The organism is Streptomyces arenae (assembly GCF_022343545.1).
Classification (GTDB): domain Bacteria; phylum Actinomycetota; class Actinomycetes; order Streptomycetales; family Streptomycetaceae; genus Streptomyces; species Streptomyces humi.
This window is the reverse complement of the sequence record NZ_JAKQYH010000029.1, coordinates 141,682-154,400: the sequence shown is the minus strand read 5'-3', so window position 1 is coordinate 154,400 and position 12,719 is coordinate 141,682. Positions and strand designations below refer to the sequence as shown.

The 12,719-nt window shown below is 71.4% G+C and carries 13 protein-coding genes; 7 read left to right on the top strand and 6 right to left on the bottom strand.

Going from position 1 to position 12,719, the window contains the following annotated elements; genetic code table 11:
• The first annotated feature begins 19 nt into the window (after positions 1 to 19).
• From MB828_RS14355 to MB828_RS14340, 4 genes are all read left to right on the top strand, one after another.
• The gene (locus MB828_RS14355) at positions 20 to 787 is read left to right on the top strand and encodes an enoyl-CoA hydratase/isomerase family protein (protein ID WP_133027169.1); all 768 of its coding nucleotides are present in this window, start codon (positions 20 to 22) and stop codon (positions 785 to 787) included.
• A 289-nt stretch (positions 788 to 1,076) separates the two neighbouring features.
• Positions 1,077 to 1,580, top strand: a complete 504-nt coding sequence (locus MB828_RS14350) for an ATP-binding protein (RefSeq protein WP_046730711.1) — start codon at positions 1,077 to 1,079, stop codon at positions 1,578 to 1,580.
• A 133-nt stretch (positions 1,581 to 1,713) separates the two neighbouring features.
• Positions 1,714 to 2,499 carry a polysaccharide deacetylase family protein gene (locus tag MB828_RS14345; RefSeq protein ID WP_301648475.1) on the top strand — a complete coding sequence of 262 codons (786 nt, stop codon included), beginning with the start codon at positions 1,714 to 1,716 and terminating at the stop codon, positions 2,497 to 2,499.
• On the top strand, positions 2,496 to 3,683 hold the full coding sequence (locus tag MB828_RS14340) for a YncE family protein (protein ID WP_301648474.1): 1,188 nt from the start codon (positions 2,496 to 2,498) through the stop codon (positions 3,681 to 3,683). Before MB828_RS14345 ends, MB828_RS14340 begins: the two co-directional genes overlap by 4 nt.
• A gap of 91 nt (positions 3,684 to 3,774) precedes the next feature.
• Here MB828_RS14340 and MB828_RS14335 read toward each other — a convergent pair whose 3' ends face one another.
• On the bottom strand, positions 3,775 to 4,458 hold the full coding sequence (locus MB828_RS14335) for a GNAT family N-acetyltransferase (RefSeq protein WP_301648473.1): 684 nt from the start codon (positions 4,456 to 4,458) through the stop codon (positions 3,775 to 3,777).
• Between the two features lie 150 nt (positions 4,459 to 4,608).
• Between MB828_RS14335 and MB828_RS14330 the strand changes: the two genes are divergently transcribed.
• Complete coding sequence (locus MB828_RS14330) at positions 4,609 to 4,821, top strand: EF-hand domain-containing protein (protein WP_133027175.1); 213 nt, start codon at positions 4,609 to 4,611, stop codon at positions 4,819 to 4,821.
• A 45-nt stretch (positions 4,822 to 4,866) separates the two neighbouring features.
• Here the strand turns inward: MB828_RS14330 and MB828_RS14325 are convergent, their stop codons facing one another.
• Both MB828_RS14325 and MB828_RS14320 read right to left on the bottom strand, forming a co-directional pair.
• Positions 4,867 to 5,655 carry an ABC transporter ATP-binding protein gene (locus tag MB828_RS14325; RefSeq protein WP_301648472.1) on the bottom strand — a complete coding sequence of 263 codons (789 nt, stop codon included), beginning with the start codon at positions 5,653 to 5,655 and terminating at the stop codon, positions 4,867 to 4,869.
• Positions 5,652 to 7,352 (bottom strand): 2-isopropylmalate synthase, encoded by a 1,701-nt coding sequence (locus MB828_RS14320; protein WP_301648471.1) that lies wholly within the window; start codon positions 7,350 to 7,352, stop codon positions 5,652 to 5,654. The genes MB828_RS14325 and MB828_RS14320 overlap by 4 nt, the downstream gene beginning before the upstream one ends.
• 223 nt (positions 7,353 to 7,575) lie before the next feature.
• Here MB828_RS14320 and MB828_RS14315 point away from each other — a divergent pair, with 223 nt between their 5' ends.
• Both MB828_RS14315 and MB828_RS14310 read left to right on the top strand, forming a co-directional pair.
• A complete protein-coding gene (locus MB828_RS14315) occupies positions 7,576 to 8,253 on the top strand; it encodes a FadR/GntR family transcriptional regulator (RefSeq protein WP_301648470.1) in 678 nt (225 codons plus the stop codon).
• A 182-nt stretch (positions 8,254 to 8,435) separates the two neighbouring features.
• The gene (locus tag MB828_RS14310; RefSeq protein WP_301648469.1) at positions 8,436 to 9,098 is read left to right on the top strand and encodes an NADPH-dependent F420 reductase; all 663 of its coding nucleotides are present in this window, start codon (positions 8,436 to 8,438) and stop codon (positions 9,096 to 9,098) included.
• 42 nt (positions 9,099 to 9,140) lie between these two features.
• On the opposite strand, the gene MB828_RS14305 is transcribed toward MB828_RS14310, so the two are convergent.
• The 3 genes from MB828_RS14305 to MB828_RS14295 all read right to left on the bottom strand — a co-directional run bounded on the left by MB828_RS14305 (position 9,141) and on the right by MB828_RS14295 (position 12,706).
• Positions 9,141 to 9,698, bottom strand: a complete 558-nt coding sequence (locus tag MB828_RS14305) for a glycoside hydrolase family 25 protein (RefSeq protein ID WP_301648468.1) — start codon at positions 9,696 to 9,698, stop codon at positions 9,141 to 9,143.
• A 112-nt stretch (positions 9,699 to 9,810) separates the two neighbouring features.
• A complete protein-coding gene (locus tag MB828_RS14300; protein WP_301648467.1) occupies positions 9,811 to 10,854 on the bottom strand; it encodes a phosphatidylinositol-specific phospholipase C domain-containing protein in 1,044 nt (347 codons plus the stop codon).
• Between the two features lie 484 nt (positions 10,855 to 11,338).
• Complete coding sequence (locus MB828_RS14295) at positions 11,339 to 12,706, bottom strand: L-serine ammonia-lyase (protein WP_133027190.1); 1,368 nt, start codon at positions 12,704 to 12,706, stop codon at positions 11,339 to 11,341.
• Positions 12,707 to 12,719 lie beyond the last annotated feature (13 nt).

The window sequence follows — 12,719 nt, the reverse complement described above, 5'->3', positions numbered from 1 at the left end:
GCCCGCTAACCTCCTCTCCATGACCGTTACCCTCGAAGTATCCGAAGGTGTGGGCACGCTGCGCCTCGACCGGCCGCCCATGAACGCGCTGGACGTCGCCACCCAGGACCGGATCAAGGAGCTGGCGGAGGAGGCCGGCCGTCGCGAGGACGTTCGTGCCGTCGTCGTCTACGGCGGCGAGAAGGTCTTCGCGGCGGGAGCCGACATCAAGGAGATGCAGAACATGGACCACGCGGCCATGGTGCTGCGCGCCCGTGGCCTCCAGGACTCCTTCACGGCCGTCGCCCGGATCCCCAAGCCGGTCGTCGCCGCCGTCACCGGCTACGCGCTGGGCGGCGGTTGTGAACTCGCGCTCTGCGCCGACTACCGGATCGCCGCCGACAACGCCAAGCTGGGGCAGCCCGAGATCCTGCTCGGGCTGATCCCGGGGGCCGGCGGCACCCAGCGGCTGCCCCGGCTCGTCGGCCCGTCCAAGGCCAAGGACCTGATCTTCACGGGCCGGATGGTCAAGGCCGACGAGGCGCTCGCCATCGGCCTCGTCGACCGCGTCGTACCCGCCGCCGACGTCTACTCCGAGGCGCACGCCTGGGCCGCCCGGCTCGCCCGGGGTCCGGCGATCGCGCTCCGGGCCGCCAAGGAGGCGGTCGACACCGGTGTGGAGACGGACCTGGAGACCGGGCTCGCCGTCGAACGGAACTGGTTCGCGGGCCTGTTCGCGACCGAGGACCGGGAGCGCGGCATGCGCAGCTTCGTGGAGGAAGGGCCTGGCAAGGCCAAGTTCCTGTGATCTTCACCCTGTTGTGAATCCCCCGAACCACTTGCAATTGACGTGATGTCTGATTCCGGGTCCCTCGATGGGGCGGTTTATGGGAGCCTTAAGGCACCCTTAAGTCTGCCTTGTCGAGGGGGTCTGTCGATTGCCCGGAGATGAGCCGTCGCCGCAGGTCGGGCGGGGTGTCAGAGGCATCGAAATGCCGATGGCATATGCCGATCGGCAGTCGCCGGGCGGTGCGTTCCCTGGGGCGTATTCCGCCGGAACGGCCCCGGAGCGCGCTCGGGACGGCCATGATGGGGGCATGGCGGGGCTGGAGGGCATCGAACAGCCGCGGGGACACAGCCGTGCGGCCGCGGCACGGTGGTCGCCTGCGGTCGAGGACGAGCAGGCGCTCAAGGCGATCGAACTGTTCGGCAACCCGACGGAGGCGGAGATTCCGCTGCCGTCCCGCCCCGAGTCCGCGGCGACCGCCCGCCGGCTCGCCCAGGTCGTCATCCTCCGTCAGTGGCGCCTCACCCCGAAGATGACGGAGGACGCGGTCTTACTCGTCTCCGAACTCGTGGGGAACGCCGTGCGACACACCGGGGCCCGCGTGTTCGGCCTGCGGATGCGCCGTCGCCCCGGCTGGATCAGGATCGAGGTCCGCGACCCGTCGCGCGGCCTGCCCTGCCTGATGCCGGTTCAGGAACTCGACATCAGCGGCCGGGGCCTGTTCCTGGTCGACAAACTGTCGGACAGATGGGGCGTCGACCTGCTCCCGCGAGGCAAGACGACATGGTTCGAGATGCGGGTCGCCGACCGATAGCGGTCCGCCGGGGTGCCCCCGAAGGGGCGCCGGGCTGTGTCGGTCCCCGGCTGCCGTCGGGGGGGGGCACGACCGGCCCCCACCGACCCGCAGCCGGCGTCAATAGCCGATTTTCTTACCCAATCCCCCTTAAATGGGGCGGGTGACCCCCACCAACCGACGTGACGTCCTCCGAGCAGGCGCCGGCCTGGTAGCCGGCGGCGCCATGGCCAACGGTTGCGGCACCACCGGCACGGCCACCGCAGCACCCCCCACCTCACCCTCTGCCTCACCTTCGGTCTCGCCCTCGCCCTCGTCATCGTCCGCCGCCGAACGGCTCCCCCTCCAAGTCACCCACGGCCCCCGCGACAGCGCGAAGGTCGCGCTCACCTTCCACGGCCAGGGCGACCCCGCCCTGGCCACCCGGCTCCTCACCACCGCCGAGCAGCACGGCGCCCACCTCACCGTGCTGGCCGTCGGCACCTGGCTCGACGCCTGTCCCGCGATGGCCCGCCGCATCCTCGACGGCGGTCACGACCTGGGCAACCACACCCAGCGGCACATCTCCATCAACGCCATGGCGGAGGCCGGCGCCCGCAAGGAGATCACCGACTGCGCCGACCGCCTCCAACGGCTCACCGGTTCGATCGGCCGCTGGTTCCGCCCGTCCAGGGCGGCGACCGCCTCGCCGCTCGTCGCCCGGCTCGCCGTCGCGGCCGGCTACCCGCACGTGCTGTCGTACGACGTCGACTCGCTCGACTACACACAGCCCGGCGCGTCGGCCGTCACCCGCAAGGTGCTCGCCGAGGTCAGGGGCGGCTCCGTGGTGAGCATGCACTTCGGCTACCAGGACACGGCCGACGCCCTCCCCGACGTACTCCAAGAACTCCACCGCCGTGGACTGCGCGCGGTCACCACCACGGAGCTGCTGAGCCGATGAGAACCACGAAAGCCGCCCGTCTGCTGGCCGCCGGCGCCGCCCTCGCGGCCCTCGCGCTGCTCTCCGCGTGCAGCGACGACTCCGGCCGGCCCTCGGCCGCCGCGAGTACCGCTCCCGCGCGGCCGCAGGCCCGGCAGGAGGAACCGGCCGTCGACGGACTGCCGGGCATGCCCCCGGTCCTCGACCCGAAGGACATGTACGCCGCCGACCGTCCCGGCAGGCTCTCCCCGGTGGTCAAGGGCTTCCCGTCCCTGGTCTACGTCCCCAACACCAACTCCGACACGGTCTCGGTCATCGACCCGAGGACGTACCGGGTGATCCGCACCATCCCGGTCGGCCGGCAGCCCCAGCACGTCGTGCCGTCCTGGGACCTGAAGACCCTGTGGGTCAACAACGACCTGGGCAACAGCCTCACCCCCATCGACCCGAGGACCGGCGAGGCCGGCCGCCCGGTCGCCGTGCACGACCCGTACAACCTGTACTTCACCCCCGACGGCAAGTACGCGATCGTGATGGCCTCCAACGACCGCGAGCTGGTCTTCCGGGACGCGCACACCATGAAGACCGTCAAGGTCCTTCCGGTCACCTGCTACGGCGTCAACCACGCCGACTTCTCCCTCGACGGCCGGTACTTCATCGTGTCCTGCGAGTTCAGCGGCGAACTGCTGAAGGTGGACACGGCACGGATGGAGGTGCTGCGGCAGGAGCGGCTGCCCCTCCACGGCGCGATGCCGCAGGACGTCAAGGCCTCCCCGGACGGCAAGCGGTTCTACATCGCGGACATGATGGCCGACGGAGTGTGGGTCCTGGACGGCGACGCCTTCACCAAACCCACCTTCCTGCGCACCGGCAAGGGCGCCCACGGGCTGTACGTCAGCCGGGACTCCCGGGAGATGTACATCTCCAACCGGGGCGAGGGCACCATCTCCGTCTTCGACTTCGCCCACGACCGGCTGACCAAGAAGTGGCGGCTGCCCGGCGGCGGCAGCCCCGACATGGGCGGGGTGTCGGCGGACGGCAAGGTGCTCTGGCTGTCCGGCCGCTACAACTCCGAGGTTTACGCCATCGACACCCGCACCGGCACCGAACTCGCCCGCATCCACGTCGGCAGCGGCCCGCACGGACTGGCCGTCTACCCGCAGCCCGGCCGCTACTCGCTCGGCCACACCGGGGTCTTCCGCTGACCGGGGTCCTCCGTCGGCCGGGGTCTCCCGTCGGCCGGGGTCTTCCGTCGGCCGGGGTCTTCCGTCGGCCGGGGCCGGTCGCGCGCCCGGGTCAGGCCTTGTGCAGCAGGGCCTCGGCGCCGACCGGCAGATAGCCGGCCGCCTGGAACGCCCGTACGCTCCGGGCGTTCCCCGGTGCGACCTGCGCCCACAGCGGCTCACCGGCGAGCTGCCGGGCGGCCGTCACCAGGGCGCGGCCCAGCCCCCGCTGCCGTGCCCCTTCCGCCACCTCCACCGAGACCTCCAGGCGTCCGGCGACACCCCGGCCCAGCACCAGCACCCCGCCGTCGACGCCCCAGGCGCGCACCTCGTCGCGGCGCGCGCGGGCGTAGACGACCCGGGAGTGGTCGGGGCCGGTCAGCTCGGTCAGCGCGAGTTCCGGGCGGCCCGGGAGCGGGCCGGCGACCAGCAGCGCGTCGATCGTCTCCTGCTCCCGGCCGGTGCGGTCCATCAGCGCGGTGAGGAAACGCGCGTTCATGGTCGCGCACAGCGGGTCGCAGGGGACCGCGCGCAGGGTGTCGTACACCCAGTCCGGGTCCTCGTCCGTGAACACCACCGAGTGCGCGGTGAAGGAGAGCACCCCCGCGTCCCGCGGCGACGGCTGCGGTACGACCGTGGTGCCGCCGTCTGCGGGCGGGAAGACGCCCGCTGCCGCCGCGTCGAGGATGTCCCGCAGGGTCCCTGTCACCGTGCTCCTTGAGTCCGCGCCCACTGGAAGGCCCACAATCGCAGACATGATCCACGACGGCACCGGACTTTGGTCTGACGAGGGTGTGGCGGAGTTCGACTGGGTGGTCACTGCGCTGAAGGACTGGGCGGGCCGTTAATCTGACCTGCGACAGTACGCCGGTAAGGCAGTTGGAACGTAGACAAAAGGGGCGGATCGGTGTCGGACATCGACGAGGCGCGCAAGCAGTTCGAGCGGATCGACGCGGACGGTGACGGATTCATCACCGCCGCCGAGTTCAAGTCCGCCCTCGCGCAGGGGGGTGACTGGAACGTCACCGACACGGTCGCCGAGAGCATCATCAAGACCCGCGACCTCAACGGCGACAAGGTCCTGTCGTTCGACGAGTTCTGGGCCTACCTGAACAAGTAGGCGTCGGGCGCGGAAGGGGGCCCGCACCGCGGGCCCCCTCTTTTCTCATGCCGGGGAGTCCACGCGGACGGTCCAGCGGCCGCCGTGCCGTTCCAGGGTGAGCGGCAGGTCGAAGCACTTGCCGACCTGGTCGCCGGTCAGCACCTCGGCCGCCGGGCCCTGCGCCAGCGCCCGCCCGTCCCGCAGCAGCAGGGCATGGGTGGTGCCCGCCGGAAGCTCCTCCAGATGGTGGGTGACCAGCACGGTCGCCAGCGCCGGATGCTCGCGGCGCAGCGCGTCCAGGGCGGATAGCAACCGCTCCCGGCCCGGCAGGTCCAGGCCGGTGGCCGGCTCGTCCAGCAGCAGGAGCCGGGGCTCCGGCATCAGCGCGCGGGCGATCAGGGTCCGGCCGCGCTGTCCCTGCGACAGCGTGGGCCAGCGGGCCTCCCGGTGCGCGGCCAGCCCGAGCGTTCCGATCAGCCCGTCGGCACGCTCCTCCTGCTCCGGCGTCGGACGCCACCGGGGCAGCCGCGCCACCGAGTTGGTCAGCCCGGTCAGGACGACGTCCCGAACCCGCAGCGGCTCGGTCAGCGGATGACGGGGGTCCACGTGCCCCACCCGCGTCCGCAGTTCGCGCAGGTCGACCCGGCCCAGCCTGCTACCGAGCACCTCGACGGTGCCCCGCGTCGGATGGACCAGGGCGCCGAGCAGACCCAGCAGGGTGGACTTCCCGGCACCGTTGGCGCCGAGCAGCGCCCAGTGCTCGCCGGCCCGGACGGTCAGCGACACCTCCTGGAGGAGGGGCCGCCCGTCCCGGACCACCCCCACCCCGTCCGCACGCAGTACGACGCTCATCGCACCGCCCCCCGGTTCACCGCGGACAGCACCGCGCCGACGGAGGCCGCCAGCGGTGCGGGGTCCTCGGCCGCGCCCCAGACCGTCGTGGACCCGGCCACGCGGCACTCGGCGAAGGCGTACGACCCGTGCACCGTGACCTCCAGGACCTCCGTGGCGTGGCCGGCGCCGGTCAGCGCGTCGGCCAGCGCGGTCAGCGGGCCCGAGCCGGTGCCCTCGTGGTCGCCGGTCCGGCCGTCCGTGCTCAGGGTGCAGACGAAGCGGTGCCGGCCCGGCGCCTCCTCCGACACCGACCAGGAGTCGAGGCGGACCTCGCCGTCGGACCCTTCGGCGAGGTAAGCGGCGCGGAAGAGGTCGTACAGCTCCTTCGGCGTGGCCTCCCGGCCGCTGGTGTCCGTCACCTCCTGGATCAGCCGCGCGAACTCCGGGCGCATCCGCGCGGGCAGGTCGACGCCGTGGTGGGTGCGCAGCAGGTACGCCGATCCACCCTTCCCCGACTGGGAGTTGACCCGGATCACCGCCTCGTACGTGCGGCCCAGATCGGCCGGGTCGACCGGCAGGTACGGCACGGACCACGGGGCCCGGGACTCGGGAACCCCCAACTCGGCCGCCCGGCGGGCGTGTTCCTCGAACCCCTTGCTGATCGCGTCCTGGTGGGTGCCGGAGAACGCGGTGTGGACGAGGCCACCCGCGTACGGGTGCCGTGGGTGCACCGGGAGCCGGTTGCACGCCTCGACCGTCTCACGGACCGCGTCGATGTCGCCGAAGTCGACCATCGGGTCCACCCCTTGGGCGAACAGGTTGAGCGCGAGGGTGACCAGGTCCACGTTGCCGGTGCGCTCGCCGTTGCCGAACAGGCAGCCCTCCACTCGCTGCGCCCCGGCCAGCACGGCGAGTTCGGCGCATGCGACGCCGGTGCCCCGGTCGTTGTGCGGGTGCACGGAGAGGATCACCGCGTCACGGCGGGCGAGGTTGCGGTGGGCGTACTCGATCTGGTCGGCGTAGACGTTCGGGGTGGCGATCTCCACGGTCGCGGGCAGGTTGTGGGTGACCGGCCGGTCCGGACTCGCGTCCCACAACTCGCTGAGACCGTCGCAGAGTTCGAGGACGAAGTCGGGTTCGGTCAGGTTGTAGGTCTCCGGGGAGAACTGGAAGCGGACGCCGGGGGCGTCACCGGCCCGGCGCGCCATGTGCGCGGCCGCCTCGCGCACGGTCCGCCACACCTCGGCCCGGTCCCGGCGCAGCACCACCTCCCGCCACACCGGGGAGGTGGCGATGTAGAGGTGGACGACGGCCCGGTCCATCCCCTCGATCGCCGCGAAGGTCCGGTCGATCAGGTCCCGCCTGGCCGGCGTGAACACCACCGGGGTCACGTCGTCTGGTACGGCCCCACTGGTCACCAGATGCCGTACGAAGTCGAAGTCGGTCCGGCTCGCGGACGGGTAGCCGACCTCGATCTCCTTGAAGCCGGTGCGGACCAGCAGGTCGAAGAGACGGCGCTTGCGCGGGGTGTCCATCGGCTCGGCGAGCGCCTGGTTGCCGTCACGCAGGTCGACGGGCACCCACAGCGGGGCCCGGTCGATCCGGGCGGCGGGCCAGCTCCGGTCCGCCACCGGCACGGCGACCCGGTCCTGGAAGGGGCGGTAGCGGTCGTACGGCATCGGGCTGGGGCGCTGCGGGTTCCACAGGAGGGTCATCGGTGCTGCTGCCTCTCGGCTGGTCCGGTCGGAAGTGACCGGCAGCACGGCGACCCGCGGCGGGGTGCCGGTCGCGTCAGGCCCCGCCGCGGCAGCCGAGAAGAAGACCGCGGAACGTCATGGCCGGTAGGCTAGCGAGTCCTCAGGTCCTCAGACAAGTGAGAATTCCTGTGCAGCGTGCCGCCGACCGCGGCACGGTCCCCGAAGGAGTTGGTGACACCGCATGGCGCTGGGACCCGTCCGCCCGAGCCCCCTGGTCGAACAGGCCGCCGCCCGGCTGCGCGCGCAGATCACCGGCGGCGCCTGGCCCGTCGGCACCCGGCTGCCCGGCGAGACCACCCTGGCGAAGGAACTCGGCGTGGGCCGCTCCACCGTCCGTGAGGCGCTGCGCGCGCTCGCCGGTGCCGGGCTGGTGCGGCCCCGGCAGGGCGCCGGGGTCTTCGTGATCGCAGTCGAGGCGGCCGAGGACTGGCCGACCAGGCTGCGCCGGGCGGCGGTGACCGACGTGTACGAGGTCCGGACGGCGGTCGAGGTGCACGCGGCCCGGCTCGCCGCGGAGCGCCGTACGCCCGAGGACGTCACGGCGATCGAGGCGGCGCTCGCCGGGCGGCGGGCGGCGGCGCAGGCGGACGACGCCGCCTTCGTGGACGCCGACATCGCCTTCCACACGGCCGTGGTCGCGGCGGCCCACAACCCGGTCCTGACCGACCTGTTCACCGAGTTCGTGCCAGTGCTCCGGGAGGGCCTGATCGACCTGCTGGCCCTCACCGGGCTGCGCGCCGCCGACCCGCTCACCGGCGACGCGGCCCACGAGGCGCTGACCCGCGCGGTGGCCGCGGGGGACGCGGACGAGGCGGTGGAGGTACTGCGGGCGGAGCTGGCGGACCCGTTCACGGGCTGAGCGGCGCCGCGCGCCGGGGCCGGAACCGGAGCGGGAAGCGGGACCGGAGCCGTAACCGTAAGCGGTACTCGGCCCGGCGCCTCACCTGGTCGGACCAGCCGCGGAATAGGTCGTGCACGGCCGGGGTTGATGCCGCACAGCAGCATATGTATGCAGGTGCATAGACTCTCGAGAGGTGTGTCATGAAGATCGGCATCATCGGCGCGGGCAACATCGGCGGCAACCTCACCCGGCGGCTCACCGCCCTCGGCCACGACGTGTCCGTGGCGAACTCGCGCGGTCCCGAGACGCTGACCGCGCTCGTCGAGGAGACCGGAGCGAAGGCGGTACGGGCCGACGAGGCCGCCCGCGGCGCGGAGATCGTGGTCGTCACGGTCCCGCTGAAGGCGGTTCCTGACCTTCCCGCGGGCCTGCTGGACGGGGCGGCCGAGGGAGTGGCCGTGATCGACACCGGCAACTACTACCCGCAGCAGCGGGACGGCCGTATCGCCGGTATCGAGGACGAGGGCCTCACCGAGAGCCGCTGGACCGAGCGGGAGATCGGCCACCCCGTGATCAAGGCCTTCAACGGCACCTTCGCCCAGGACATCCTGGACCGCCACCGCCCCGCCGGCGACCCCGGCCGGCAGGCCCTCCCGGTCTCCGGCGACGACGAGGCGGCCAAGGCGGCCGTCCGCGCCCTCATCGACGAACTCGGCTTCGACACCGTCGACAACGGCGGCATCGACGACTCCTGGCGTCAGCAGCCGGGCACCCCCGTGTACGGCCTGCGCGCGGGCGTCGAGGGCGTGCGCAAGGCCCTGGCGGAGGCGTCCCCGGAGCGGCCGGCGGACTTCCGCGGCTGACGGCACCGCCCTGCGCCCCTCCTCGGTGGGCGGGCCCCGGCGTCACGCGTCCTTGGCCCACTCCTTCAGCGCGGCCTTGCTGGCGAAGTTCGCGACGTTCTTGTCGTGCGGGTCGCTGGTGTACTGGTGGAAACGCCAGGAGGCCTTGATGCGGGGGTGGCCGGCGCTGACGTAGTCGGCGATCCAGAGGCCGTCGCCGGCGTACGAGGTGTCGTCGATGTTCAGCCAGAAGTTCCGGTTGGTGTAGAGCACCACCCGGTAACCGGGGCGCAGGGCCTTCACCTTGCGGATGAAGGAGTCCTTCTCGGCGTTGCTCGCGTGGGTGCCGTCCCCGGTGGTCTCCCAGTCGACGGCGAGGATGTCGCCCGCCTTCTCGGGGGCGTGTTTGACGAAGTACTCGGCCTGGGCGGTCAGGTTGCCCGGCCAGAGGAAGTGGTAGAAGCCGACGACCAGTCCGGCGTCGCGGCCGGTCTTCGTCTGCGCGGCGAGCTTCGGGTTGACGTACGAACGCCCCTCCGTCGCCTTGATGAAGACGAAGGAGAGGTCGTCCGTGCCGTAGCTGGAGGACTGGTAGGCGCTCACGTCGATTCCGTGCAACATGTGGGGGAACTCCCTTTGCCGGTGCGGATACGGACGGTGGGGGGCAGGAATTGCAACTGCGCGTTCCGTATTCCCAGCTTTGCACGGGGGATCCTCGCGAGCGGGTCAAATGTCAGCCGCGGGCCGCCAGTTCGCCGAGTACGGCGGCCGACTTGGTGGACCAGTCCGAGGTGATGACGCTGGCGTGGTCGGCGGCGAGCAGGGCGAGACGGGCCGCGACCTCGGCGTCCGTCGGGCTGGTGGAGGAGATCGCCGGTGAGACGTTGTAGGCGTCCGTCATGATCAGGATGTAGTGGTTCGCGGCGTAGAACGACGTGTCGTAGCCGTTGTTGACGTAGGTGGCCGCGTCGCCGTCGAAGAACACGAACCAGGGCCGGATGGAGGCGTCGTAACGGCTCGTGCGCGGGTCCCCGTTCGCCGCGCCCAGCACGGCGGGGAAGGCCTGCGCCTCGGAGATCTTTCCGGCTGCGTACAGATCCCGCAGGTGGTCGCCGTACTCCTGGTCCGTCCAGTAGTGGTCGAACGGGTTGGCCTGCTCCACCGTGCCCGGGATCAGTTCGAAGACGAACTTGCCCTTGAGCTGGTCACGGGTGGGCCAGGCGTCGGCCTTCGCGGCGGCGTCGAGCGTCGGGTACGACGAGCCGAGCAGGTCGGCCGGCTTGTACACGCTGCTGCCGAGCTTCTGCGAGACGAGCGTGTCGAAGGCGCTCGGGCCGAGGCCGATGGTCTGGTTGAACCCGACCTTCATCTCGACCTTGACGATCACGGGTGCGTGGTCGGGGTGCAACTGCTCCCAGGCGGCCATGTTGTCCAGGCAGCTGCCGAGATCCTGGTTGCGGCTCTGGCTGTACAACTCGCCAGGTGTGTCAGCGTGTTCGCAGTTGTTGTCGTTGCCGAACGGGTTGCTGTGGCTCACGCGCCACCGTTTGGTGATGCTGTCCACGTACACGTCCAGTTCCAGCAGCGAGGCCCCGGAGTCCAGCGCCTGCGCCCAGTAGGTGTACTTGTCCTTCTCGTACGCGTTGTGGGTACCGATGCCGGTGCTCGCGGAGAACTTCACCGCGCCCGCCCCGGTGTCCGCGTGCGCCACCCCGGGAACCACCAGCAGCAACCCCGCGGCAACCACGCCCGCCGCCACCCGTCTGACCACTCCCATGCCCCAACTCCCTGCCTCGAAGGGTGAGTTGGCGGCAGCGTAGAAGCAGGCGATTACTTATGGGTAGCCCCAGGGGGAACATTGGCCCCCGGGACGTGCGGCGACGCCGGCCGGGGCGGCGCTGACCGTCGCGCTGGCGGGTGTCGTCGTGTACTACGCCATCCGGTCCGCGGGACTCCGGACCACGCCACGCGCACGCGGGGTCCGGTTGCTCCCCTACGGATTGTCCGCGTGCGGGGGATGTCTCTTCCTGCTCGGCATGCTGGGCGGCTTCGCCGTCTGGCAGGCCGGAGCAATGGACACGCCGCTCCTGCTGGGCGGCGGCCTGGAGCTGTTCATGTACGGCGGATTCTCGCGGAATCCAACCGTCGGATGTTCGTCATCCCGGAGGACTGGGAGCCGGTCACCGGAAGTGTTCTCGTGCTTCCAGCGGACTCGACCGTCCGAGTCACGTTCGGCCCGGGGCGACGCGGCGCGCGCTCCCTCAGCACTCGATGATGTTCACCGCGAGGCCGCCGCGGGCCGTCTCCTTGTACTTGACGCTCATGTCGGCGCCCGTGTCCTTCATGGTCTTGATGACCTTGTCCAGGGAGACCTTGTGGGAGCCGTCGCCGCGCATGGCCATGCGGGCCGCGGTGACCGCCTTGACGGCGGCCATGCCGTTGCGCTCGATGCAGGGGATCTGGACCAGGCCGCCGACCGGGTCGCAGGTGAGGCCGAGGTTGTGCTCCATGCCGATCTCGGCCGCGTTCTCGACCTGCTCCGGGGAGCCGCCGAGGACCTCGGCGAGAGCGCCCGCCGCCATCGAGCAGGCCGAGCCGACCTCGCCCTGGCAGCCGACCTCGGCGCCCGAGATGGACGCGTTCTCCTTGAAGAGCATGCCGATCGCGCCGGCCGCCAGGAGGAAGCGGACCACGCCGTCCTCGTCGGCACCCGGGACGAAGTTGATGTAGTAGTGCAGGACCGCGGGGATGATGCCGGCCGCGCCGTTCGTGGGAGCGGTGACCACCCGGCCGCCCGCCGCGTTCTCCTCGTTCACGGCCATCGCGTAGAGCGTGATCCACTCCATCGCGTGCGCCAACGGGTTGCCCTCGGCCCGCAGTTGGCGGGCCGAGACCGCGGCCCGACGGCGTACGCGCAGCCCGCCGGGCAGGATGCCCTCCCGCGACATCCCGCGCGAGACGCACGCCTGCATCACCCGCCAGATGTCCAGCAGCCCCTCGCGGATCTCCTCCTCGGTCCGCCAGGCCCGCTCGTTCTCCAGCATCAGCGCGGAGATCGACAGACCCGTCTCCCGCGTCAGGCGCAGCAGCTCGTCGCCGGTGCGGAAGGGGTACTTCAGGGCCGTGTCGTCCAGCTTGATGCGGTCCGCGCCGACCGCCTCCTCGTCGACGACGAACCCGCCGCCCACCGAGTAGTACGTCTTCGAGAGCAGTTCGGTGCCCTGCGCGTCGTACGCCCAGAGGGTCATGCCGTTCGCGTGATAGGGGAGCGCCTTGCGCCGGTGCAGCTTCAGGTCGTCGTCGAAGGAGAACGGGATCTCGTGCTCGCCGAGGAGGGACAGGCGGCGCGTGGCCTTGATCGCCTCGATGCGGTCGTCCGCGGTCTCCACGTCCACCGTGCGCGGGGAGGCGCCCTCCAGGCCGAGCAGCACCGCCTTCGGGGTGCCGTGTCCGTGGCCGGTCGCGCCCAGGGATCCGTACAGCTCGGAACGTATCTGCGCGACCGAGGGCAGCAGCTCCTCGTTGCGCAGCCGGAGGGCGAACATCCGGGCGGCGCGCATCGGGCCGACGGTGTGGGAGCTCGACGGGCCGATGCCGATCGAGAACAGGTCGAAGACCGAGATGGCCACGGGAACTCCTTGG

Bases quoted from the DNA above. Each gene is read 5' to 3' on its own strand.
- MB828_RS14350 (WP_046730711.1), top strand. From the start codon at position 1,077: ATGGCGGGGCTGGAGGGCATCGAACAGCCGCGGGGACACAGCCGTGCG.
- MB828_RS14335 (WP_301648473.1), bottom strand. From the start codon at position 4,458: ATGTCTGCGATTGTGGGCCTTCCAGTGGGCGCGGACTCAAGGAGCACG.
- MB828_RS14355 (WP_133027169.1), top strand. From the start codon at position 20: ATGACCGTTACCCTCGAAGTATCCGAAGGTGTGGGCACGCTGCGCCTC.
- MB828_RS14340 (WP_301648474.1), top strand. From the start codon at position 2,496: ATGAGAACCACGAAAGCCGCCCGTCTGCTGGCCGCCGGCGCCGCCCTC.
- MB828_RS14325 (WP_301648472.1), bottom strand. From the start codon at position 5,655: ATGAGCGTCGTACTGCGTGCGGACGGGGTGGGGGTGGTCCGGGACGGG.
- MB828_RS14310 (WP_301648469.1), top strand. From the start codon at position 8,436: ATGAAGATCGGCATCATCGGCGCGGGCAACATCGGCGGCAACCTCACC.
- MB828_RS14345 (WP_301648475.1), top strand. From the start codon at position 1,714: ATGGGGCGGGTGACCCCCACCAACCGACGTGACGTCCTCCGAGCAGGC.
- MB828_RS14305 (WP_301648468.1), bottom strand. From the start codon at position 9,698: ATGTTGCACGGAATCGACGTGAGCGCCTACCAGTCCTCCAGCTACGGC.
- MB828_RS14320 (WP_301648471.1), bottom strand. From the start codon at position 7,352: ATGACCCTCCTGTGGAACCCGCAGCGCCCCAGCCCGATGCCGTACGAC.
- MB828_RS14315 (WP_301648470.1), top strand. From the start codon at position 7,576: ATGGCGCTGGGACCCGTCCGCCCGAGCCCCCTGGTCGAACAGGCCGCC.
- MB828_RS14300 (WP_301648467.1), bottom strand. From the start codon at position 10,854: ATGGGAGTGGTCAGACGGGTGGCGGCGGGCGTGGTTGCCGCGGGGTTG.